The 21906-nt window shown below is 72.1% G+C and carries 21 protein-coding genes; 7 read left to right on the forward strand and 14 right to left on the reverse strand.

The features are described from left to right. Positions 1 to 51: 51 nt before the first annotated feature. The 3 genes from AC5R91_RS05695 to AC5R91_RS05705 form a co-directional block, all read right to left on the reverse strand. Positions 52 to 432 (reverse strand): hypothetical protein, encoded by a 381-nt coding sequence (locus AC5R91_RS05695; RefSeq protein WP_495396061.1) that lies wholly within the window; start codon positions 430 to 432, stop codon positions 52 to 54. Further along, a complete protein-coding gene (locus AC5R91_RS05700) occupies positions 432 to 854 on the reverse strand; it encodes a hypothetical protein (protein ID WP_495396062.1) in 423 nt (140 codons plus the stop codon). Before AC5R91_RS05700 ends, AC5R91_RS05695 begins: the two co-directional genes overlap by 1 nt. Before the next feature lie 377 nt (positions 855 to 1231). Further along, positions 1232 to 1432, reverse strand: a complete 201-nt coding sequence (locus AC5R91_RS05705; RefSeq protein ID WP_495396063.1) for a hypothetical protein — start codon at positions 1430 to 1432, stop codon at positions 1232 to 1234. 800 nt (positions 1433 to 2232) lie between these two features. Here AC5R91_RS05705 and AC5R91_RS05710 point away from each other — a divergent pair. Both AC5R91_RS05710 and AC5R91_RS05715 read left to right on the forward strand, forming a co-directional pair. Next, positions 2233 to 2958, forward strand: coding sequence for a Phenylacetic acid catabolic protein (locus tag AC5R91_RS05710; RefSeq protein ID WP_495396064.1), 726 nt, complete (start codon positions 2233 to 2235; stop codon positions 2956 to 2958). Positions 2959 to 2985: 27 nt separating this feature from the next. After that, on the forward strand, positions 2986 to 3297 hold the full coding sequence (locus AC5R91_RS05715) for a hypothetical protein (protein ID WP_495396065.1): 312 nt from the start codon (positions 2986 to 2988) through the stop codon (positions 3295 to 3297). A gap of 18 nt (positions 3298 to 3315) precedes the next feature. On the opposite strand, the gene AC5R91_RS05720 is transcribed toward AC5R91_RS05715, so the two are convergent. Continuing rightward, positions 3316 to 3945: an SAM-dependent methyltransferase gene (locus AC5R91_RS05720; protein ID WP_495396066.1), complete on the reverse strand. Its 630-nt coding sequence runs from the start codon at positions 3943 to 3945 to the stop codon at positions 3316 to 3318. Positions 3946 to 4474: 529 nt separating this feature from the next. Further along, on the reverse strand, positions 4475 to 5818 hold the full coding sequence (locus AC5R91_RS05725; protein WP_495396067.1) for an ABC transporter substrate-binding protein: 1344 nt from the start codon (positions 5816 to 5818) through the stop codon (positions 4475 to 4477). Positions 5819 to 6203: 385 nt separating this feature from the next. On the opposite strand from AC5R91_RS05725, the gene AC5R91_RS05730 reads away from it, so the two are divergent. Then, positions 6204 to 7376: an amidohydrolase family protein gene (locus tag AC5R91_RS05730; protein WP_495396068.1), complete on the forward strand. Its 1173-nt coding sequence runs from the start codon at positions 6204 to 6206 to the stop codon at positions 7374 to 7376. Positions 7377 to 8073: 697 nt separating this feature from the next. Here the strand turns inward: AC5R91_RS05730 and AC5R91_RS05735 are convergent. The 7 genes from AC5R91_RS05735 to AC5R91_RS05765 all read right to left on the reverse strand — a co-directional run bounded on the left by AC5R91_RS05735 (position 8074) and on the right by AC5R91_RS05765 (position 16133). Further along, a complete protein-coding gene (locus AC5R91_RS05735) occupies positions 8074 to 8403 on the reverse strand; it encodes a hypothetical protein (protein ID WP_495396069.1) in 330 nt (109 codons plus the stop codon). Continuing rightward, positions 8400 to 9581: a phosphotransferase family protein gene (locus tag AC5R91_RS05740; protein ID WP_495396070.1), complete on the reverse strand. Its 1182-nt coding sequence runs from the start codon at positions 9579 to 9581 to the stop codon at positions 8400 to 8402. The genes AC5R91_RS05735 and AC5R91_RS05740 overlap by 4 nt, the downstream gene beginning before the upstream one ends. After that, positions 9581 to 10798, reverse strand: coding sequence for a CaiB/BaiF CoA transferase family protein (locus AC5R91_RS05745; protein ID WP_495396071.1), 1218 nt, complete (start codon positions 10796 to 10798; stop codon positions 9581 to 9583). The genes AC5R91_RS05740 and AC5R91_RS05745 overlap by 1 nt, the downstream gene beginning before the upstream one ends. A gap of 79 nt (positions 10799 to 10877) precedes the next feature. Next, complete coding sequence (locus AC5R91_RS05750) at positions 10878 to 12113, reverse strand: acetyl-CoA C-acetyltransferase (RefSeq protein ID WP_495396072.1); 1236 nt, start codon at positions 12111 to 12113, stop codon at positions 10878 to 10880. Further along, positions 12110 to 12997, reverse strand: coding sequence for an ABC transporter ATP-binding protein (locus tag AC5R91_RS05755; protein WP_495396073.1), 888 nt, complete (start codon positions 12995 to 12997; stop codon positions 12110 to 12112). The genes AC5R91_RS05750 and AC5R91_RS05755 overlap by 4 nt, the downstream gene beginning before the upstream one ends. Then, positions 12994 to 13746, reverse strand: coding sequence for an ABC transporter ATP-binding protein (locus tag AC5R91_RS05760; protein WP_495396074.1), 753 nt, complete (start codon positions 13744 to 13746; stop codon positions 12994 to 12996). The genes AC5R91_RS05755 and AC5R91_RS05760 overlap by 4 nt, the downstream gene beginning before the upstream one ends. Beyond that, a complete protein-coding gene (locus AC5R91_RS05765; RefSeq protein ID WP_495396075.1) occupies positions 13743 to 16133 on the reverse strand; it encodes a branched-chain amino acid ABC transporter permease in 2391 nt (796 codons plus the stop codon). The genes AC5R91_RS05760 and AC5R91_RS05765 overlap by 4 nt, the downstream gene beginning before the upstream one ends. Here AC5R91_RS05765 and AC5R91_RS05770 point away from each other — a divergent pair. Continuing rightward, positions 16132 to 16272 carry a hypothetical protein gene (locus tag AC5R91_RS05770; RefSeq protein WP_495396076.1) on the forward strand — a complete coding sequence of 47 codons (141 nt, stop codon included), beginning with the start codon at positions 16132 to 16134 and terminating at the stop codon, positions 16270 to 16272. The genes AC5R91_RS05765 and AC5R91_RS05770 overlap by 2 nt on opposite strands. A gap of 179 nt (positions 16273 to 16451) precedes the next feature. Here the strand turns inward: AC5R91_RS05770 and AC5R91_RS05775 are convergent, their stop codons facing one another. Together AC5R91_RS05775 and AC5R91_RS05780 are read right to left on the reverse strand one after the other, a co-directional pair. Further along, on the reverse strand, positions 16452 to 17069 hold the full coding sequence (locus AC5R91_RS05775; RefSeq protein ID WP_495396077.1) for a TetR/AcrR family transcriptional regulator: 618 nt from the start codon (positions 17067 to 17069) through the stop codon (positions 16452 to 16454). Positions 17070 to 17147: 78 nt separating this feature from the next. Beyond that, positions 17148 to 18794 carry a long-chain-fatty-acid--CoA ligase gene (locus AC5R91_RS05780; protein ID WP_495396078.1) on the reverse strand — a complete coding sequence of 549 codons (1647 nt, stop codon included), beginning with the start codon at positions 18792 to 18794 and terminating at the stop codon, positions 17148 to 17150. A 104-nt stretch (positions 18795 to 18898) separates the two neighbouring features. Between AC5R91_RS05780 and AC5R91_RS05785 the strand changes: the two genes are divergently transcribed. From AC5R91_RS05785 to AC5R91_RS05795, 3 genes are all read left to right on the forward strand, one after another. After that, the gene (locus AC5R91_RS05785) at positions 18899 to 19969 is read left to right on the forward strand and encodes a hypothetical protein (protein ID WP_495396079.1); all 1071 of its coding nucleotides are present in this window, start codon (positions 18899 to 18901) and stop codon (positions 19967 to 19969) included. A 104-nt stretch (positions 19970 to 20073) separates the two neighbouring features. Then, positions 20074 to 20826 (forward strand): 3-hydroxyacyl-CoA dehydrogenase family protein, encoded by a 753-nt coding sequence (locus AC5R91_RS05790; protein WP_495396080.1) that lies wholly within the window; start codon positions 20074 to 20076, stop codon positions 20824 to 20826. Positions 20827 to 21062: 236 nt separating this feature from the next. Beyond that, complete coding sequence (locus AC5R91_RS05795; protein WP_495396081.1) at positions 21063 to 21854, forward strand: SDR family NAD(P)-dependent oxidoreductase; 792 nt, start codon at positions 21063 to 21065, stop codon at positions 21852 to 21854. Positions 21855 to 21906: the final 52 nt, after the last annotated feature.

Genomic DNA, 21906 nt, shown 5'->3' on the forward strand with positions numbered 1-21906 from the left:
GTCCGGCGCTACCGGTGTCCCCCAGGCAAGGGGACACCGGCCGCCCGCCGCTCAGGCCGTCCGCGTGACGCGCACCCCCGGAGCCGTGAGCAGGTCCGTCACCAGGGCATAGCCGATCCGGTCCCCGGTGTCGATCCCGTCCGCCACGGCCAGCAGCCGCACGCCCCGCCGCCGCAGCAACGCCAGCACCGCCACCCGCGCGCCCTCCGTGTCCGCCAGCCGGTCAAGCGCGTCGACGACCACGACGCCCGCGCCCTGCGACCGCAGCCAGGCCGGCACCGTCGCCCAGGCCCCCGGACCGCCACCCGCCCGCAGGCGTTCGGTCGGACCCGCCTCCCAACCCCGCGCCTTACAGGCCGCCAGGAACGCCGCCCGCTGCACCGCCCGACCCTCCACCGTCACGTCCGCCCGGACCACGCTCGCCGCCCGCATCACCGACCGCCCCACACCCGACGCCGACCCGACCGCCCAGCCCGCGCCACCCGCACCACCGCCGGCACCGCGTACACCGCCCACGCATCCGCCGACGACGCCGCCCAGGACGCCAGCCCCGCCACCGACCGCAACGCCGCCGCCCGCCACGCGCACATGGTCGACTCGAAATCCAACCCGTCCGACGGGCACTCCGCATGCCACGTCTCCCGCGCCGCCGCCATCAGACACGCCACCCCCAGCGACACCCAGCCCCACGCCGGATCATCGCCGCCCATCCGCACCGTCAGACCAGGCAACACCACCGCCACGTCCGACCCCCCGAACCCCGTTCGCGACGGCACCTCCGACACCATCGCCGCCTCACCCTGCCGGATCGTCACATCCGACACCATCACCACGCCGTCCGATACCATCGCCACGGAACCTCTCCTGTCACTCAGGTGGGGGACCAGGCCCGGACCGGTGTTCCTGCACCGACCGGGCCGTTTCTCTGTACAAGACCATCATCGCAAGATTCCTACACGTTGTTTAACCAGCGCGGATACGCCGAACGGCCGGCAACCCCGAGTCGAGGTCACCGGCCGCCCGAGTCACCGTCAGCGCCCGCTACGCGCCTTACGGATCATGTCTGCCAAGACGACGACCGATCGGGGGTCGCAGCGCAGCAGGCACCGCAGAAGCCGCGCCCCGGACGGTCCCGCGGGAGCGGCAGCCAGAATGAGATGTAGCGACTCCTGATAGGAGTTCCAGACTCCCGCGCCCGGCTGGACCTCACACGGCACCCATCCCGCCGCCATCAGATGCCACCGAGCATGGATCCGAGGTCCGGCAGAGCCCGGAACCGCAGGACCACCGCAGAGTCCCCCAGGCTCGCCCGCCAGTGATCCACGAAGAGGACCGGCGGAAGGGTCGCCGTCACGTCGACGAGGTCCCGCAGCGAAGCGCCCGAGGTCATCGTCAGGTCGAACAGACCGTCTCCCGAGTGCGCCAGGGTCACGAACGGTCGACCTTCATAGGGGTTACGCCAGCCACGACCGGACGACGGAATACTAGACACAGGTCACCTCTGTCTACTCAGGTGGTGATCTAGGTGTCGGGTGCGTGTTGGCCCACTCGCCCGACACCGCTAACACCCACAACAATAGCGCGTGGCGCTGCAAAGTTGGGGTGAACGCTAGTATTCCCTGGTGGTTGACGACCCGCTGATCGGCTATGCCGGCATAGCCGAGATGGCCGGCATCAAGACGTCGACCTTGCGCAGCTACCGCGCCCAGGGACGCCTACCCGAGCCGGACGACGCATCCGTGCCCGACCGCCCACGCTGGCGGACCAGCACCATCACGGCATGGCTAGCCAGCCGCCCAGGACGCGGAGCCCGAACCGACCTCCGTCGACCGGAAGTCGCCCCGTCCGAGTGATCTCTACGCGAGCGCCCCACCGGTCGCCCGCCCCGATCGGCCGATCTTGCGCAGTACTCGATCATGCCTCGGAAAATATGTACTCACGAATCCCTTGCGGGATAAATCGGACGCCGAACCCTGTGGAAGAGCCATGAAGGCCCTCTCCCAGGCATCCGCCCCGATGCGCGAGCAGCCGCCCCACCGACACCGAACCACCCGACCAGCACGCAGTCAGCACACCGCACATCGCACATCGCACATCGCACACACGAGCGGAAGACTGGCCTGGCCGCCTTATCCGGAGGCTCCGTGTCCGATTTATCCCTCCGGATAAGCAATGGCGATTTCATTCGACTCGTGAGTTGACAATAATGCTGGACCTTCCTACGATGAGGTCATGGCAGATGCGATGGTGGGCGAGCGTCGGGTATACCGGGAGAACGACGCCGACATCCCGAGCGAGTTCTCCGACCTGCTGGTGCGCATGCTCGTGCACCACCTGGAGAACTCGACGAACCGGTACTACACCGAGCTGCTGAACCACCTGTGGGAACGCTGCATGACGCTCGCTCCCGAGGAGCGGCTGAAGACGACCTTCGCGAAGCTCATGCAGCAGGAGGTCGAGCACGGCGTCATCACGGCGCGGATCCTGGCGGGCCTGGGCGTCGGCAAGATCGAGCAGCCGATCAAGCAGTACCTGTTCCACCTGCCCATCGACACGTTCTGCGACATGGCGTACTTCAACGCCCTGGGCGACCGGGTGGGCTGCTACATCGGGGAGACGTGGGAGGACGTGCCCTACGAGCCCCTGTTGAACGTGGCGGAGCGCCTGCACAAGGACGAGGTGTTCCACGCGACGTTCGGCATGTCGAACCTGCGCCGCGTGTGCGCCGATCCGGCCGGGCTGGCGGAGGCCAACGAGAAGATAAAGATCTGGTGGCCGGCCGCGCTGGACATGTTCGGCCGGTCGGACTCGGAGTTCAGCGACGCCTACGTCCGCTGGGGCCTGCGCAAGCTCAACAACGAGCAGCTCCGCCAGCAGTACATCGCCGACACCCGTCCGCTGCTGGAGGAACTCGGCATCACCGTTCCCGCGGACACGGCGAACCGCCGTTTCCTCTGATGGCGCGGGCATGAGGCAGGCGCGGGCATGAGGCAGGACGGGGCGCCGCCCCCCGCCGATCCCGCACCGGGACCCGTGGCGCCGCGCACCCGGACGGTCGACGTCCACCGCTACGGCCCCGACGCCGTCGTCCTCGACGTCCACCTCGGGCAGTACCGCGAGGTCTTCTTCGTCCTCACCGGCGACAAGAGCGTGACCATCACGATGCTCGACGGCAGCGACCCGACCCATCACGAGGCCCAGGTCTTCGTCTTCGCCAAGCCGTGGCAGTGGTCGCTCGACGCCCCCGACGAGGAAGTCCTGCTCCGGGTGTGGCAGTCCGTCAACGTCCAGCGCTGACCCACCCGCGGACCACCGTCAGCGTCGCATCAGCGCGAAGACCCCCCAGCCAAGGTATTCGCGCTGATACCTGACATAGCGGGCGGGCTCGGTGGCGAGTTCGGCTCGCAGTTCGGCGGCCAGCTCGTCGTCAGGATGGCGGTCAAGCCAGCGGCGGATGTTGAGCCACTGCGCCGCCCTGTACCGGTCCCAACTGTCCTGATCGGCGAGAACCATCTCCACCACGTCATAGCCGAGTTCGCCGAACTGGTCGATCAGTTCGGGAAGCAGCCGGAAATCATCCCTGCTGCCGGCCTGGCTGCCCTCGACGGTGTCCCGGTCCGGGGGTTCGTGGCGCCAGTACGGCTCGCCGATCAGCATCATGCCGTCGGGCCGGAGACTGCGCTGGAGCAGCTCGACCGTGCCGACCAGGCCGTCGCCGATCCAGGTGGCACCCAGGCACGAGGCGAGATCGACCAGGTCGTCGGTGACGTAACCGGAAGCATCGCCGTGCACGAAGGCAACCTGCCCGGCGACACCCAGTTCGTCGGCACGCGCACGCGCCTGAGCAGTGAACACCGTGCTGATGTCCACCCCGGTCCCAGTGATGTGGTGATCGCGCGCCCAGGTGCACAGCATCTCGCCCGACCCGCTCGCGAGGTCGAGCACCCGGGTTCCCGGCGCCAGACCCAGCGCCCGTCCCAGAGCGGCCAGCTTGTCGCTGCTGAACGGATTGTGGATGCGGTGGGTGCTCTCGCGGATGGTGAAGCTACGAGGAAGATCCACTTCTGGGCTTTCTGGCGTCCCGGAGGGTCATGGCGGTTACGGGAGCGGCCGGGCGGGGCCCGGCCGTGACTGCCTGAACCGTCATCACATGCACCTCAGCGGACGTGTGGGCGTCGAACGCGGGTGAAGGTACGACGCCCGCGGCCATGGTGTCCACCGGTTTTGCCGCCCCCGCTGCTCGCCCCCGGCTCCGGGATTCACGGCGCTCGGGATTCATGGCGCTCGGGATTCATGGCGCTCCGGGGTTTATCCGGGTTCCGGGGTTCCGGGGTTCATCGGGGTTCCGCGGAACCGCCCCACGCGCGTCCGGGTGGCTGCCCGGCCGTGGCGATCGCCGCCCCGGGACCCGCGCCGGCCCCGCTCCCGCCGGCCGGCGGGGGCGGGGCCGGCCGGGAGCCCGGGGTAGGCGGGGTCAGCTCACCGGGGCCAGCAGGTTGACCGGCTTGTCGTTGAGGCCGTCGCGGACGCTCGTCCACTTGCCGCCGGAGTACTGGTCGACGCCGATCTGGTGGCCGCAGACGGCGACGAACGGCGCCTGGCCGCACTTGAGCGGGCCGACCTGGAGCATCGCCGGGCCGGTGAAGCCGCGCAGCGCCCGGTCCATGACGTCGAAGGACGTCGCCTTGTCCACGCCGAGCTGATTGACGATCTTGGCGGCGGTCATCACGGTGCCGAACGTCGGCCCGCTGAAGCCGCGCAGCTCGACGGGGGCGCTGCCCAGCGGCTTGGCGTACTTCGACGCCGCGTACTGGTAGGTCTTCATCCCGGAGTCGACGTCGGGCAGGTCGAAGTTGTAGCCGTAGTTGGCGTAGTACCAGCCGTCGGGAACGGTGTCGGTGGCTCCGACGGTCTTGAGGTGCTCGCGCACGGGCACGTCGGCGCACTGGTCGGTCGTGATCACCTTGGGCTTGATGCCGAGCGAGCGGATCGCGTCGTACATGCTGATGCAGCTGCTCGGGGGGAAGGCGGTGATCAGCGCGTCGGCGTTGGCCGCGCCGCTGGCCTGCAACGCCGTCGTCAGGTCCGGGGTGGTGGCCTGCAGGCTGATGAACACCGGCCGGAACTTCACCTTGGCGGCGTCCAGGATCGGCTTCACGAGCTGCTGGGCGGCCGCGCGACCGGCGGGGGTGTCCGGGACGATGCCGGCCACGGTGTGGGCCTTGAGCTCCTCGATGGCGAAGCGCGCCATGCCCATCAGCACCCCGGGCGAGCCGGCGGTGTAGGCGACGCCGCGGGTCGTCACGAAGTCCTCGCTGGCCAGGGCGTTGCCGATGAGGATCGCCTTGCGGCCGCCCACAGCGTCGTAGAACTCCTTGTTGCCGACGCTGAGGCCGCCCACGATCACCAGTGACAGCGACGCGTCGTTGGCCATCTGGGCGCCGCAGCGGGCGGCGTCCTCCGGCACGTTGACCGAGCAGGAGACCAGCTCGATCGGCCGGCCGCCGACGCCGCCGAGCTCGGCGTCGACGTAGGCCACCGCGGCCCTCGCGCCCTGCGTCGCGGACGGCAGGAAGGTGTCCTGACTGACGAATCCGATCTTGTACGGCGTGCCCTTCGCCGGGCCGGCCGAGCCACCGGTGTAGCGCAGCGCCCAGGCGTTGTTGTCGCTGTTGGCGACGGGCGCGGAGCTCACCTCCCCGGTGCCGGCCTTACCGGCTCCGTTCGTGGCGCCCCCGGACGAACCCGACGACGAACACGCCGCGGCTAAGAGCAGGGAACTGAGCGCCAGCGCCCCCGCCACAGATCGACCTCTCACCGATACCGCCTCCCACCTGCGCCGGCCCCCGTGGCCGTCGGGTGGGAGCACCGTACGACCCCGCAATAATTTAGTCCACCGGTCGATCGAATTAATCGGCAGACCCGCCGGTGGGCCGCCCGACGACCAGGCCGACGGCGCGGAGGGCGGCCCGGTCCACGGCCGGCGGACGGCCCTGTCGACCGCCGGTCGACCGCCCCTCCGACCGCCCCTCCGACCGCCCCTCCGACCGCACGGCGACCACCCGTCGGCCGCCCCTCCGGCCGCAGGGTGAATTTATTCGACCGGCCGGTTGACTGTAATCTGCGTCTCACCTATCGTCCCGTGCAGGTAGTGCGCACCGTCCCGACTGGGCGTGTTCCCGGTCCCGCGTGAGGGGTACATCGTGGATCTCATCGACGAACTCGACCTCAAGGTCATCGACTGCGACACCCACGTCGTCGAGCACTACGACCTCTGGACGTCCCGGGTCCCGTCGAAGTACGGCGACCGCGTGCCCCACGTCGAACGCGACGCGAACGGCATCGAGTGGTGGATCGCCGGCGGCAAGGTGCTCAGCCCGGCCGCTGGCCTGGCCATCGCCGGCTGGAAGGAGCCGCCGCCGAAGTTCCCCGCCCAGCTCGACATGGTCGACCCGCGCATCTGGCAGCCCGAGGGCCGCCTGGAGATCATGGACGAGTACGGCATCCACGCCGAGGTCCTCTACCCGAACGTCGCCGGCTTCGGCGCCGGGCGCTACACCGACTTCGGTGACATGGAGCTGGCACTGCTGCTCTTACAGGCATACAACGACTGGCTGGCGGACTTCCGCCGGGTCTCGGACCGCTACGTCCCGGTCATGGCGGTGCCGTTCTGGGACATCGACCTGTCGATCGCGGAGATGAAGCGCTGCGCGGAGCTCGGGCACAAGGGCCTGGTGTTCTCCCAGGCGCCCGAGGACTTCGGCTCCCCCATGCTCACCGACCCGCACTGGGATCGGCTGTGGGCCGCCGCCCAGGAGATGGGCCTGTCGGTCAACTTCCACATCGGCAGCGGCGACACCACGATGCCGCAGCTGCTGCACCCCTCCGCCGGGGTCCACGCCAACTACGCCACGTTCCCGATGACGTTCTTTCTCGGCAACGCCCGCACCGTGGGCAGCCTCATCGGCGCGGGCGTGTGCCACCGCTTCCCCGACCTGAAGTTCGTCTCGGTGGAAAGCGGCGTCGGCTGGGTGCCGTTCACCCTGCAGGCGCTGGACTGGATGTGGACCGAGTGCGGCGTCGCCAAGGAGCACCCCGAGTACGACCTGCTGCCCAGCGAGTACTTCCGCCGCCAGATCTACGCCTGCTTCTGGTTCGAGCACGGCCCCACGCTGCGCGCGGCGATCGACTACGTCGGCGCCGACAACATCCTGTACGAGACCGACTTCCCGCACCCGACGAGCATGTCCCCGGGCCCGGTGAGCTCGGCGCTGCCGCCCCGGCAGTTCATCAACGACAAGCTCGGCGACCTTCCGCACGACGTGCTGCGCAAGATCCTGCAGGACAACGCCATGAAGCTCTACGACCTCGGCTGAGCCACCCCGCCCGGCCGGCGCCCCAGGGCCCGGCCGGTGCCGCCGGCCGCCGGCACCGGGAAGGAGGCCCGGGCACCGTACGGTGCCCGGGCCTTCCGCCGCTCTCCTGGCCCGGCAGCACGGCGAGGTTCCGCGGAATCTGCATAACCGTGTCACGTGCTCGCGGCGGCGGCGGCGATCGCGGAGCGTGGCGGCGACGGGTAGGTGTCCGGGGTCGATGCGTGGGAGAACGACCACCGTGGTCCTTCTGGCCGGATTGGCGTCCGCTACGCCACAGGAAAGAACCACAGGATGCCCGCCCCCCGCACACCCCCACCCCCAACCCCCTCGGCCATCACCGAGAGTAACTAGGCGGCCGGGGTTCGGCCCGGGCTCCGGCGAACAGCCGCGCAGGCGCGGGGACCGGGACGCGGTTCCCTGGGGAACACCTTGATCAACGATGCGGGGTACCGGACGCGGGTCGGAGGCCCGGAGCGGCGGGGGGTTCCGCGGAACACCAAGATCATCGGCGCTGGCGTCAGAGCCAGGGCAGGCGGAACGGTTCCGCGGAACCGTGATCATCGGGTGGAACCGGCGCTCGGATGCGTGGAGCGGTTCCGCGAGCAGGGTCGGCACCGGTGCGCTGGCCGGTGCGGTGCGGTGCGTTCTGCACGGTCTGACAGCGCGGACCGTGCGCGGCGCACCGCACCTCACTCGGCTAGCTCGACGGCCGGGGCCGCGCGGGCGTCGTCACCTGGACGACCCGGTCCAGGGTGCGGACCACGAGCGCGAGGGCGGACTCGGGGTCGCCCACCGTAGCCGCGCTCGCGGTGGTGGTCGCGCCGCCGTCGCGGCGACGCTGAAGGGGATCGCGCCGGGACTCGGCGAGCAGATCGGCCTCGACCTCGACGAGGTCGACGGTGGGCGGATCGCCGTCGAGCAGGCCCCGGTCCCAGACGACCGTGACGATGCTGCCGTTGCGCACCCCCCGCACCTCGAACGACTCCGTGTCGGGCCCCACCCCGGGACGCCTCCCACCGTCGGTCATCGCTGGTCTCCGTCCGTCCGTGCTTCGTCCGTCGGTGGCGGTCCGCCCCGCCGCGGTGGGGCGGGGTGGCGGTCGGGGGGTAGCAGGCGGCGGTCGAGTTCGGTGCCCAGGTCGGCGAAGAGGCGTTCCAGCAGGGCGCGCTCGGCGGGCGCGGTGACGGCCTCGGCGGCCCGCCACACCAGGCAGGCCATCTTCACCGAACCGAGGACCTCCCACCACCGCAGGGCCGCGAGGTCCGGCGCCCAGCCGGCGGCGGCGGCGTAGAGTTCCGGCCAGCGCGCCAGGTCCACCAGGCCGCCGACCCGGTCGGTGCCGACCCGCCAGCAGACGAGCTGCGCCCAGGCCAGATCCTCCAGCGGGTCCCCGAAGTGGGCCATCTCCCAGTCCAGCACCGTGCGCAGCCCGCTGGGGCCGCCGTCGCCGTGACCGTGCAGGATGTTGCCGGTCCGGTAGTCGCCGTGGAGCAGGGTGACCCGCGCGGGCGGGGGTGGGGGGTTCGCGGTGAGCCAGCCCAGCGCGCGGTCCAGCACGGCGGTGTGCGCCCGGGGGGTCGCGCGCAGCTCGCCGCTCCACCGGGCCAGCTCCCGGCCGGCGACCCGCGCCGGGTCCGGACGGCCGCCGAGGATGTCCGCCGGCACGTCGGCGGCGTGGATCGCCGCCAGCGTCGCGGCGAACCAGACGGCGAGTTCCGCGCGGTGCTCCACGTACCAGGGGTCGCGGTGCAGCGGGCCGATCGCGGCCGTGCCGCTGCACCGCTCCATCACCAGGTACGGGCGGCCGAGCTCGCCACCGGGCCCCCCGGCGGCGCCGTCGCCGCTGGCCACCGCGTCGGGCACCGGCAGGCCCGCGGTGTGCAGGGTGTGCAGCAGGGCGGCCTCCGCGGGCCGGCCGAGGGTCTGTCCGCCCGCGCCGACGACGCCGGCGGCCGAGTCGGCGCAGAGGATCAGCGGGTGCACGGCGCCGTCGCGGGTCACCGCGTCGAACGACCACATCTGGCGGGAGTAGCCGCCCTTGAGCGGGTGCAGGTCGACGATGTCGGCCTCGGCGAGGGCGGCCTCGGCGAGGGCGGAGACGGGGTCGTCGACGTCGGCGCCGGGGTCGGCGAGGACGGGGTCGCGTCCCGCCGCCAGCAGGGAGCGCAGCACGCCGGCATCGACCCCGTGGGTCACGGCGGTCATCAGGAGATCACACCGGCGATCTTGAGGTTGATGAGCTCCTCCTCGGAGCGGCCGAGCGCCAGGACGACCTCGTCGGTGTGCTCCCCGAGGGTGGGTGCCGGGGTCAGCGTGGGCAGGTCGCCGTCGACCCGGGCGGGCACCGGAACCAGCGGCAGGCGCGCGCCACTCGGGTAGTCGACCTGCTGGACATAGCCGTTCGCCAGCGCCTGCGGGTCGGTCAGGGTGTCACCGGGGACGGCGACCGGCGCCCACTGACCCTCCTGGCTGTCGAGGGCCTTGACCAGCTCGTCGTAGGTCATGGCGGTGAAGATGGCGTCCAGCGCCGCGACGCACGCCTCGGCGTGCTCGGTGCGCAGGGCCAGGCTGGTGAACCGCTCGTCGGCGGCCAGCTCCGGGTGACCGAGCACCGTGCACAGGCCGGACCAGTAGCGGTCGGCCTGTAACATCCCGAGCACGAAGAAGTGGCCGTCGGCCGTCCGGTACAGGTTCGTCAGCGGGTTCGGCGGGCGGCGCCGGTCGAGCTGGACGATGTTGTCCGCGCCGATCGCCGCGGCGCCGGCGATGGTGGCCTGCATCGCCCACATCCCGGCGCCGAACAGCGACACGTCGACCACGCTGCCCTCGCCGGTCCGCTCCCGCTGGTACAGCGCCCCCGCGATGCCGCCGGCCAGGAACATCCCGCTCTGGATGTCGCCGAAGGCGGGGCCGGGCAGCAGGATCGGGAAGTCGTAGCCCGGCGGGACCGACGCGGTGCTGGCGCCCGACCGGCTCCAGTAGGAGATGCCGTCGAACCCGCCCTTGTCCGCGTCGGGACCGAGGGGCCCCTGGCCGGTGCCGCGGCCGTAGATGATGCGCGGGTTGCGCGCCCGCACCTGGTCGACGTCGATGCCGAGTCGCTCCCGCGCCGACGGCATGAAGCTGGTGATGAACACGTCCGCCTCGTCGATGAGGCACATCAGCAGTTCCAGGCCGTCGGGGGTGGCGATGTCGATGCCGACGCCCCGCTTGCCGCGGTTGAACACCTCCCACAGTGTCGTGACGCCGCCGTCGCCGGGGCCGAAGCCGTAGGACGACAGCGCCCGGACCGGGTCGCCGGTCTCGGGATGCTCGATCTTGACGACGTCCGCGCCCCAGTCGGCGAGCGCGGCGCCGGCCGACGGCACGAAGCCGAACAGCGCCACTTCCACGACCTTGATGCCCTCGAGGATCCTGCCCATCGCCTGCCTCCACACCTACTGATCGCCGTTGCGGCGCTGTCGTCCGGCTCTGATCTGCGTCAAGAACTGCTCGGTGCGGTCAGATCCGCTCGATGATGGTCGCGGTGCCCATGCCGCCGCCGGTGCACATCGTGACGAGCGCGGTCGACAGGTCGCGGCGCTCCAGCTCGTCGAGGGCGGTCTGCAGCAGCATGCCGCCGGTCGCGCCGATCGGATGGCCGAGCGCGATCGCCCCGCCGTTGACGTTGACCTTCTCGGGATCGAGATCAAGGTCGCGCATGGTCTTCAGCGGGACCGCGGCGAACGCCTCGTTGATCTCCCACAGGTCGATGTCGTCCACCGTCATCCCGGCCCGCTGCAGGCAGCGGAGCGAGGCCGGGCCGGGCGCGGTCAGCATGATGACCGGCTCCGCGCCGACGACCGCGCTCATCACCACCCGGGCCCGCGGGCGCAGGCCGTGCGCCCGCGCGAAGTCGGGCGAGGCGAGCGCGAGCACGGCCGCGCCGTCCACGATGCCCGACGAGTTGCCGGCGTGGTGGACGTAGTCGACCTCCTTCACGTCCGGGTAGACGTCGCGGACCATCTCGCCGAAGGCCCGGTCGTACCCGTAGTCGGTGAACACGGCGCGCCCCAGCGCCGCGAACGACGGCGCCAGCTTCGCCAGCGTCTCCGGGGTGGTGCCCGGCCGGGGATGCTCGTCATGGTCGAGGGCGACGGAGCCGTCGGCGTTGACGATGGGCACCACGCTGCGGGCGAAGTGGCCCTGCTCGATCGCCGCGGCGGCCCGCTGCTGGCTGCGGGCGGCGAACGCGTCGACGTCGTCGCGGGTGAAGCCCTCGATCGTCGCGATCAGGTCGGCGGACACCCCCTGGGGGACCTGCGGGAACCTGGCCCGCACCGCCGGGTTGCCGGCCGAGAAGTCCATCGGCCCCTCCTCGGCGGGCCAGCGCGACATCATGTCCACGCCGCCGGCGAGCACGAGCCCCTGGTGCCCGGACGCCACGCCCATCGCCGCGAAGGTGACGGCCTGCTGACCGGACCCGCACCAGCGGTTCAGCGTCACGCCCGCCACCGTCTCCGGCCAGCCGGCCGCGAGCACCGCCATCCGGGCGATGTCGCCGCCGTGGTCGCCGACGGCGTTGCCGTTGCCCATCACCACGTCGTCGACGAGCTCCGGGTCGAAGCCGACGCGGTCGGCGAGCGCGCGCAGGAGCTGGCCGAGCACCTCCTGCGGATGCAGGTGATGCAGCGCGCCGGTGGGCCGGCCCTTGCCGCGAGGGGACCGCACGCCGTCGAGAATCCAGGCGTCACTCATAGTGATCCTTCCAGGTCATCCAGGTCGGCTTCCGGACCGTCGGGGCGAGCGCCGGGTCCGGTGGGAGCACCGGTGCCGGCTCCGGCTCGGGTATCGGTGACGGCTCGGGTATCGGTGACGGCTCGGGTATCGGTGACGGCGCCGGTGTCGGTGTCGGCGCCGGTCTCGACACCGGCGCCGGCGCCGGCGCCGAAGTAGGTCGATTCGAGGGCGGCGGCCTGTCCGGCGATCTCCGCGGTGGTGCCGCTGGCCACCAGGTCCCCGTGGACCAGCACGGCGGCCCGGTCGGCGACCTCCAGGGCGAGGTGCACGTGCTGCTCGACGAGCAGCACCCCGGCGCCGGTGTCGTCGACGATGCGGCGCAGCACCGGCAGCAGGCGTTCGACGATGACGGGCGCGAGACCGAGGCTCATCTCGTCCACCATCAGCAGGCGTGGCTTCGAGGTCAGGGCCCTGGCCATCGCGAGCATCTGCTGCTCGCCGCCGGACAGCAGCCCCGCCCGCCGGCCCAGCAGCGGCTCCAGCGCCGGGAAGTACGACAGCGCGCGGGCAAGATCGCCCTTGCTGCGCGCGGCGGCGAGCCGAAGGTTCTCGGCCACGGTGAGCTGGTAGAATAGCGAGCGATCCTCCAGCACGTGGGCAAGCCCCTCGCGGGGTGCCCGGTGCGCCGGGCGGCCCCGGATCGAGCGGCCGAAGACCCGGATGTCACCCTTCATCACCGGGTTGAGGCCCGACGTGGTCAGCAGCGTCGTGGTCTTGCCCGCCCCGTTCGGGCCCAGCAGGGCCACGATCTCCCCGGCGTTCACGGTCAGGTTCAGGTCACGGACCATCGCGACGCCGGCGTAGCCGGAGTACAGACCGTCGATCTCCAGCAGCGCGCTCACGCTCCCGCCTTAGTGCCGAGGTAGGCCGCCCGGACGCGCTCGTCGGCGACGACCTCCGCCGGCGTGCCGTGCGCGATCCTCGTCCCGAACTCGATGACGTAGACCTCGTCGCACACCCCCATCACCAGCCCCATGTCGTGGTCGACGAGCAGGATCGACACGCCGGCCTCGACGATGCGCCGCAGCCGGCGGCCGAACTGCTCCGACTCGGTGGTGTCCAGCCCCGCTGCCGGCTCGTCCATGCAGATCAGCGCGGGCCGGGCGGCGAGGGTGCGCCCGGCGCCGACCAGCTTGCGCTGGCCGTGGCTGATCTCGGTGGGCAGCCGGTCGGCGAGGTGGGCGATGCCGAGGACGTCCAGCGCCCAGTCCACGTCGGACTGGTCGCGCTGGCGGCCGGGCCGGACCAGGTCGAGCAGGAAGCCGCCGACCGTCTGCCGCTCGGCGCCGACCTGGAGGTTCTCCCGGACGGTGAGGTCCTCGAACAACTCCAGCGACTGCCAGGTGCGGCCGAGGCCCAGTCGGGCCCGGCGGTGGGCCGGCTCGCGGTCGACGCGCCGCCCGCGGAAGTGGATCGCCCCCTGGGTGCGGGTGAAGCCGGAGACGCCGTCGATGAAGCTCGTCTTACCGGCGCCGTTGGGGCCGATGAGCCCCACCAGGCGGCCCTCGTCGACCCGCAGGTCCAGCCCGTTGACGGCGTGCAGGCCGCCGTAGACGACGCTCATCGACTCGGTACGCAGCAGCTCACTCATCGGGCATCCCCTGCCACCGCGGGCGTCGCCCCGGCCGACCCGCTCACGCGGGAGCCGGCAGTCGAGCCGGACGCGGACGGGGTGGACGCGGACGGGGTGGACGCGGCAGCCGCGACGGGCGCCGTGGTCGGAGCAGTTGCGGGCGAGGTGGGCACGACAGTCGGAGTGGTCGCGTCCGACGGGGTGGGTGCGTCCGACGGGGTGGGTGCGTCCGATGGGGTGGGAGGTCGGAATCTTCGGCGCAGGGCCAGCAGGTCGGTGCGGGCCTTGCCGGCGACGCCCTCGGGGTTCAGCACGGCGGTGACGACTAGGCCGAGGCCGCCGAGCAGCAGCACGAACTCGTCGGGCAGCCCGAACACCCGGTTCAGGACCGTGAAGCCGAGCCCACCGCCGACGAGCAGGCCGCCGGTGACCGCGCCGCTGACGCTCGCGATCCCGCCGAGGTAGGCGAACGCGAAGAACATCAGCGACTTGTCGTAGAGGAACTTGTCGGGGGTGACGTTGCCGGTGCGGTAGGCGATGACCGCGCCACCGACCCCGGCGATGAACGCCGACACCCCGAACGCCAGCACCTTGACGGCGGCCACGTTGACCCCCGCAGCGGCGGCGGCCCGCTCGTTCGAGCGGATGGCCAGCATCTGGCGCCCGGTCAGCGACCGGCGCAGGTTCGCGACGAGATAGCCCAACGCCACCACGACCACGAGGCAGAACACCAGGGTCAGCGGGTTGGGCTGGGTGCCGTCGCCGATCGTGACGCCGAGGACGTGGTGGGTGGCGGTGTCCTGGGAGCGGATGAGCGACGGCGTCGTCACGGTCGCACCGTCGAACCCGCCGTTGATCCAGGAGTTGGCGAACACGACCTTGTCGACGGCGACGGCGAAGGCGAGGGTGGCGATCGCGAGGTGCACTCCGCGCACCCGCAGCGCGGGCAGCGCCACGAGCACGCCGGCGACGACCGCGACCGCCGCGCCGGCGAGGATGGGCAGCGGGAACGGCCAGCCGTGGTGCGTCGACAGGCTCGCGACGGTGTAGGCGGACAGGCCGGCGAAGCTGGTCTGGGCCAGCGAGATCTGCCCGATGTAGCCGGTGAGCACGACGATGGACAGGCAGATGACGATGCCGGTCAGCGTGTTCGTCAGCCCGTCGCGCATCGCCGGCGACAGGAAGAACACGCCGGGGATCAGCGCCACGACGGCCAGCCCCGGCCCGCCGTAGCGCAGCGCCCATGGCCGCGCCGTCGGCGAGAACGGCAGCCGGCCCGGCCCCAGCACCCCGCGGGTCGGCAGCGACTGCCCGCGCAGGGCCAGCACCGCGACGATGACGACGAGCGGCACGAGCAGGTCGACCCCGGGCACGGGCAGCCCGCCGGCCTTCGGGAACCAGCTCTCGTTCGCGCCGAGGAAGGTCACCAGCGAGACCTGCATGCCCAGGCCGAAGGCGGCCAGCGTCGTCCACCCGAAGGAGGTGAAGCCGCCGACCAGGGCGGCAGTGACGGCCGGGACGATCAGCGCCGGCATCGTGTTCGGGTCGACGGAGGAGTTCACCGAGGCGACGAAGATGCCGAGCAGCCCGGTGACGACGGTGGACAGCACCCAGGTCGCCGCGGCGAGCCGGTCGGCGGAGAAGCCGAGGACCGTCGCGCCCTTCTCGTTCTCGGCGGCGGCCCGCACGGCGAGGCCGAAGCGGCTGCGCTGGAACAGCGCCCAGAGCGCCACGGCGAGCACGAGCACCAGGCAGACGACGAAGAGCTGCTCCTGGGTGATCTTGAACAGGCCGAGGTCGACCTGCGTCTTGTCGACGAACGGCAGCGGCCCGACGACCTGGGTCGTGGTGGAGAACCGCCGGACGACGACGGCCTGCAGGAACAGCAGCACGCCGACCGAGGCGACCACCTTGGCCAGGACGGGGGCGTGCCGCAGCGGCCGGAACACCGCGACGTGCAGCACCAGGCCGAACAGGGCGCAGAACGCCAGGGCGAGCACGAGGGCCGGCCAGAACCCCATCGCGTCGCCGAACGACACCGAGGTGGGCCAGTGCGGCACCGAGAAGGAGTCGTCGCCCGCGCGGTGCACGATGCCCTCGATGGGCGCGAGCGGGTTGGGCAGCGGGGGGAGGAACAGGTCGCCGTGGGCCCGCAGGTCGGCGTAGACGTAGGCGGCGTACATCGCGACGGCCGCCCCCGCCAGGTTGACCACCCCGGACCCGCGGTAGGTGACGACGACGCCGAGGGCGATCGCCGCGACCAGCGCCCCGAGGGCGAACCCGCCGCCGGAGAAGAAGTTGGCCCGGTAGTCCCCCTTGGCGAGGATCACCGCGAGCAGGGCCACCACCACGAGGGCGGGAACGCCCGTGCGTAATCGTGCGGAGGGAGATCGGGGTCGCGTCATGTCGTCCAAGCTCCTGTTCCCGGCGGGCTGGCAGGCCCCGGTCACCGGTGGCGGTGCGACGCGGCGCGCGGGCGGGCGGGCCGGTGGCGTCGGCCGGCCCCGCGAGCGGGCCCGCCGGCGCGTCGGCGGCCATCCGTGACCGCCGGAACCGACCGCCTCCCCGGGGCGCCGATCGCGTTCCCGGCGGGGCCGCCGACCGCTGCGGCCTGCGAGGTAGGAGCAAGGTATGCGGGCGGCAGATTTATGTCAACCCACGAGTAGAAATTAATCTGCGTCACACGGGCCGCGGCTCGGACGCGGGGCGGAGCCCCGCCCGGCTCAGCGCAGGACGAGGGCGACGCAGGTGTCGGCGAACGCCTCCGGCGAGTCGCGCCGGGCGTCGAACCACTTGTAGGACCAGCTCGTCATGCCGATGATCGCGTTCGCGACGAGCCTGGGGTCGCCCGGGGGGATAGACCCGTCCGCCATCGCGGCCTCGACCGCGAGGATGAACTGGCGCAGGTAGAGGTGCTCCTTGTGGCCGACGTCGGCGAGGTCGGCGTGTTCCAGGCCGGCCCGCTGGTCGAAGAACACGGCGAACAGGGCGGGATCCCGGGTGACCAGCAGCGCCTGGTGGCGGATGAGCGCGGCGAGCCGTTCGCGCGGGTCGGCGAGGTGGGCGAGCGTCTCGACCTCGGTCAGCGCCACCGTGATGGCGCGTTCGAAGACCAGGCGGAGCAGGTCGCTCTTGCGCTTGACGTAGTAGTAGAGGCTGGCCTTGCGCAGACCCATCGCGGCGGCCACGTCGTCGAGCGAGCCGGCCTCGTACCCGTGGGCCTGGAAGACGTCCGCCGCCACCCGCACGATGTTCTCCAGCCGATCGCGGTACTCCTGGCTGGGCTCGAGGTTGCGGGGGCGGCCCCGCTTGCGCGGCGGGTCGGACTGGCTCGTGTTCATGCGTTCCTCCGCAGGGCTCCGCACGCCCCGAGACGATATCGACCATCCGACCAGCAGTTAGATTGCCGTCGGCGAGGTCTAGCTTACGGACCGCTCGCGCCCTGACCAGTAAGGGTCGCGCAGCTCACGCTTGAGTACCTTCCCCGCGGCGTTGCGGGGCAGCGCCTCGACAAGATCGACCGAGGTGGGGCATTTGTAGCCGGCGAGCCGGGCGCGGGCGAAGGACACGATGTCGGCGGTCGTCGGGGTTCGGCCCGCCTCGGCGACGACGACGGCCTTCACCGTCTCACCCCAGCGCTCGCTCGGGACCCCGATCACCGCGACGTCGGCGATGTCGGGATGGGACATCAGGACGTTCTCGACCTCGGCCGGGTAGACGTTCTCCGCCCCGGTGATGATCATGTCCTTGACCCGGTCGTGGATGAACAGGTAGCCGTCGTCGTCGAGGTAGCCGGCGTCCCCGGTGCGCACCCAGCCGTCCTCGAGCAGCGCCGCGGTCTCGCGCGGGTTGTGCCAGTAGCCGGGGGTGTTCTGCGGCGAGTGGATCCAGATCTCGCCGACCTCCCCGGGCGCGGCGTCGGCCCCGGTGTGCGGCGGGACGATGCGCACCCGGGCCCCGGGCACCGCTCGTCCCGCCGAGCGTAACCGCCCGGCCGCCCCTGCTGCCCCGCCCAGCTCCGCCGCCCCGGCCAGCTCCGCCGCCCCGGCCGCCTCCGCCGTCCCGGCCGCGTCCGTCCCGGCGGCCTCGAGGGCCCGGCGATGATCCTCCGGCGTCAGCATGGTGACGGTGCCCGCGGTCTCGCTCAGCCCGTAGACCTGTACGAAGTCGCAGCCGAACGTCTCGATCGCCCGGACCAGCACGTCCAGCGAGATCGGCGAGGCCCCGTAGGCGATCGTGCGCAACGACGACAGGTCCAGGTCGGCTATCCCAGGCACGCCGAGCATCGTGCGCAGCACGGCGGGCACCGCGAACAGGTTCGTCACCCCGTGCTCGGCCACCGAGCGCAGGATCGCGTCGGGATGGGCCTCGCGCAGCAGCACCGTGTGGCAGCCGGCGTGGAAGCCGCTCAGCGAGTAGCCACTGCCGGAGATGTGGAACAGCGGCATGGCGACCAGGTTTACGCTGCCGGGCCCGAGGCCGAGCGTCTCCCCGGCCATCCGCAGCAGTGACAGCAGGTTGTGCTCGGTCAGCATCACGCCCTTCGGCAGGCCGGTGGTGCCCGAGGTGTAAAGCTGGATCCGCACGTCGTCGGGCTTCGCGCGCAGCCCGGGATCGACCGCGGGCGCGGCGGCGACCCACTCGTCGTAGTCCTGGTGGCGGGTCGAGCCGCCGACCACGATGATCTTCTTGACGCCGGGCAGGTCGGCCTCGACCGCCTCGACGGTGGCCGCGAATGCCGCGCCGACGACGAGGACCCGGGCCTGCGCGTCGGTGATGATCGCCGCGATCTCGACCGGTGCCAGCCGCCAGCTCACCGCGACGCTCACCGCCCCCAGCTTGGCCCCACCGAAGAGCAGCTCGTAGTACTGCGCGGCGTTGGCGTCGAGGTAGGCGACCCGGTCGCCGGCGCCGACCCCCTCGCCGGCCAGCGCCTGGGCGACCTGGTTCGAGCGGGCGTCGAGCTGGGCGAAGGTGACGGTGCGGCCGTCGGCGGTGAGCGCGGGCTGGCCACCGCGCTCGGCGCCGTGGGTACGGATCAGGTCGGCGATGGAGCTGATCGGCATGTCATTCCTCGATCCTCGCGGCGACGACCCGCAGACCGTAGGAGCCTCGCCGTATTAATGTCAACCCACGAGTCGAGTAAACACACGTCCCCAGGGGGTCCCTCGTGATCACTCTCCTCGGATCCGCGACCTGGCACAACGGCCACGTCGACGGAGTCATCCGGGACATCCGCCGTCCGTTACCCGAGGACGGCCTGCTGAGCGGGGCCGTCCTGCGGATGGGCGATCCCGACGCGGGCCCCGTCGTCGCGATGTCCATCGAGGGCCGGATCTTCCCCCGTAAGGCTCCCGTGCACCTACACAAGAGCGACAGCTTCCGGATGGCGCTGGGCGAGCCGATCCGGGTGGGCGGCACCAGCTACGCCCACGGCGAGTTCCGCCTCCAGCGGGCCGACGCCTTCTACGGCCCGGAGTACTGGACCGACGAGATCGGCACCAACCAGCTCCTGCTGATGGCCGACCGGCGCGGGCTCAAGCCCTACCTGACCGACGCACAGCTCCAGCGGCTCGCCGACACCGCCCTCGCCGACGACGTCAGCCTGGAGGGGGTGGCGATGCTTCCCCGCGACGCCGACGTCCCACACGCCATCGCCAACAGCTTCGGCGCCGCCCTGCGCCCGAGCCACTTCGACGCCGGCTTCACCGACACGACGGGATGGTCGACGCTCGGCGACGGCAGCCGCCTGGCCGCCGTCGCGCTGGGCGACCGCGAGTCCGGCGTGCTCCTGCTGTGCTGGGACCGGCCGCCGGGCGCCGCCGCGCTGCCCGCCTTCCGCCTCGGCGCCGACCTGGTCCGGCTCGTGGTCGAGGGATCCTGCCGGATCGGCACGCCGGGCGTCGCCGACGGCTCGGCGAGCGGATCGACGGGCGGATCGACGGGCGGATCGACGGGCGGATCGACGGGCGGATCGACGGGCGGATCGACGGGCGGATCGGGTGACCGGACGGACGGCGCCGGCGAGGTCGAGCTCGGCCGGCTCGGCTTCCGGCTCCAGCAGGAGGGCACCTGGCACGGGGCGTCACGCTCCGGCCCGGCCGGGTCGAAGGAGCTGTGGATCGTCGCCGACCGGCGGGCGTGGCCGCCGCTCACCGCGGCCGGACCGCCCGAGGGGCCGTTGGCGGAGGCGGGCGCCGAGGTGGCGGCGCTGGCCGCCGGTCTGGCAGCCGCCGCATGACCGCCGGCGACAACCCGACCGGCAACGCGCAGACCTCGGCGACACCGGGGACCTCGAGAGCCGCGTCCTCAACGACCGCTGGAGCCGTGAGGACGGAGGGAGCCGTGAGGACGGAGGGAGCCGCGGGGACCGTGGGGGTGATCGGCGCGGGGGTGATGGGCGCGGGGATAGCGCAGGCGGCGGCGGTGGCCGGCTGCGCGGTGGTCTGCGTCGACACCAGCACCGCGGCCCGCGAGCGCGCCCGCCGCCAGCTCGTCGAGGGCCGCTTCGGGCTGCGGGCCGCCGCCGAGCGCGGGAAGCTGGCCGCCGCGGATGTCGACCGGGTCGCCGCGAGGATCGCCTGGGAGTCCGAGCTGTCGGCCGTCGCCGGTGCGACGGTGGTCATCGAGGCCGTGCCGGAGGACCTCGCGCTGAAGGTCCGGGTGTTCCGCGAGCTCGACCGGGTCGCCGCCGCCGGCTCGGTCCTCGCCACCAACTCCAGCGGCTTCCCAGTCGGGGCGCTGGCCGCGGCGACCGACCGGCCCACCCGGGTCCTCGGCTGGCACTGGTCGTCGCCTGCGCAGATCATGCGCTTCGCCGAGATCGTCGTGACCGAGCACACCGACCCGGACGCCGTCGAGACGGTGGCCGGGCTCGCCCGCCGGCTGGGCAAGAACCCGGTCGTCGTGCGCGACGCCCCGATGTCCTGGGGCTACGTCGCCAACCGGGTCTACTGGGCGGCGGTGGCCGAGGCGCGCCGGATCGTCGCCGAGGGGGTCAGCACCGAACGCGACGTCGACCAGTTGCTGGTCGACTGCTTCCGCTGGCCCGTCGGACCGTTCACGATGATCCAGGGCGCCACGGCAGGCTGGACGTAGCCAACTCGCGGGCTCCCCGATCCGTTTTGGATCATGGTGTTCCGCGGAACCGCACCACACCTCCCAGCACCAGCCCCAGCCCCGGCCCGACCCCGACCCCGACCCCGACCCCGACCGGGCGATCTTGATGTTCCGCGGCGCCGGACAATCCCGTCGGGGCCTCCCAGACTCCCCCCGCCCGGACCAAGCACGACGACAGAACTGCGTCAGGGACGAATGATCCTCAGGAGCGCATGATGCCCGGTCTCACCTTCGATCTGTCCGGTCGCGCCGCCGTGGTCACCGGCGCCAGCCGAGGCATCGGCGCGGCGTGCGCGCGTGCCCTCGACGCGGCGGGCGCGCGGGTCGCCGTCGTCGCCCGCGGCGATGCGGGCCTGGCCGCCGTCGCCGACGGGCTCGCCAACAAGCCCGTCACGATCAGCGCGGACCTCACCGTCGAAGCCGACGTCCGACGGGTGGCCGACCAGGCTCTCGAGGAGCTCGGCGACGTCGACATCCTGGTGAACAATGCCGGGCTCGGCTGGCACCAGCCGCCGGAGGCCATCACCGCGAAGCCGCTGGACCTGCAGCTCAACCTCAACCTGCGCAACGTCATCCTGCTGACCTCGTGGCTCGCGCCGTCCCTGCTGCGCCAGCGGGGATGCGTGGTCACGATGTCGTCGGCGGCGGCCTACGGCGGGGACGTCGAACAGGCCGTTTACGCGGCGACGAAGGGCGGGCTGAACACCCTGACCCAGAACCTGGCCACCGCCTGGGGCGATCGGGGGGTGCGGGTCAACGCGGTCGCGCCCGGCTTCGTCGACACCGACATCTGGCAGCCGCTGGTCGCGGCCCTCGGCGACGAGGGCTACCAGCGGTTTCGCCGGGCGACGGCGGCCGGCATCCCGCTGCGGCGCTGGGCGAGCGCCGACGAGATCGCGACCGTCGTGCTGTTCCTGTGCTCCGACGCGGCGTCCTACCTCACCGGCCAGACGCTCGTCGTCGACGGCGGCGGCGCCCCGCTCCCGAGCCGGCACCTCCCGGCCTGACCCGAGCCGCCGGGCGGCGGCTCGGCGGTCGACCATGACGCCGCCCGGCCAC

The sequence above is a fragment of the Frankia sp. BMG5.60 genome, assembly GCF_059428125.1.

Excerpts from the sequence above, each read along its gene's own strand:
- AC5R91_RS05695 (WP_495396061.1), bottom strand. The coding sequence starts at position 432 with ATGCGGGCGGCGAGCGTGGTCCGGGCGGACGTGACGGTGGAGGGTCGG.
- AC5R91_RS05710 (WP_495396064.1), top strand. The coding sequence starts at position 2,233 with ATGGCAGATGCGATGGTGGGCGAGCGTCGGGTATACCGGGAGAACGAC.
- AC5R91_RS05715 (WP_495396065.1), top strand. The coding sequence starts at position 2,986 with ATGAGGCAGGACGGGGCGCCGCCCCCCGCCGATCCCGCACCGGGACCC.
- AC5R91_RS05735 (WP_495396069.1), bottom strand. The coding sequence starts at position 8,403 with ATGACCGACGGTGGGAGGCGTCCCGGGGTGGGGCCCGACACGGAGTCG.
- AC5R91_RS05740 (WP_495396070.1), bottom strand. The coding sequence starts at position 9,581 with ATGACCGCCGTGACCCACGGGGTCGATGCCGGCGTGCTGCGCTCCCTG.
- AC5R91_RS05745 (WP_495396071.1), bottom strand. The coding sequence starts at position 10,798 with ATGGGCAGGATCCTCGAGGGCATCAAGGTCGTGGAAGTGGCGCTGTTC.
- AC5R91_RS05750 (WP_495396072.1), bottom strand. The coding sequence starts at position 12,113 with ATGAGTGACGCCTGGATTCTCGACGGCGTGCGGTCCCCTCGCGGCAAG.
- AC5R91_RS05760 (WP_495396074.1), bottom strand. The coding sequence starts at position 13,746 with ATGAGTGAGCTGCTGCGTACCGAGTCGATGAGCGTCGTCTACGGCGGC.
- AC5R91_RS05770 (WP_495396076.1), top strand. The coding sequence starts at position 16,132 with ATGTCGTCCAAGCTCCTGTTCCCGGCGGGCTGGCAGGCCCCGGTCACC.
- AC5R91_RS05765 (WP_495396075.1), bottom strand. The coding sequence starts at position 16,133 with ATGACGCGACCCCGATCTCCCTCCGCACGATTACGCACGGGCGTTCCC.
- AC5R91_RS05775 (WP_495396077.1), bottom strand. The coding sequence starts at position 17,069 with ATGAACACGAGCCAGTCCGACCCGCCGCGCAAGCGGGGCCGCCCCCGC.
- AC5R91_RS05780 (WP_495396078.1), bottom strand. The coding sequence starts at position 18,794 with ATGCCGATCAGCTCCATCGCCGACCTGATCCGTACCCACGGCGCCGAG.
- AC5R91_RS05795 (WP_495396081.1), top strand. The coding sequence starts at position 21,063 with ATGCCCGGTCTCACCTTCGATCTGTCCGGTCGCGCCGCCGTGGTCACC.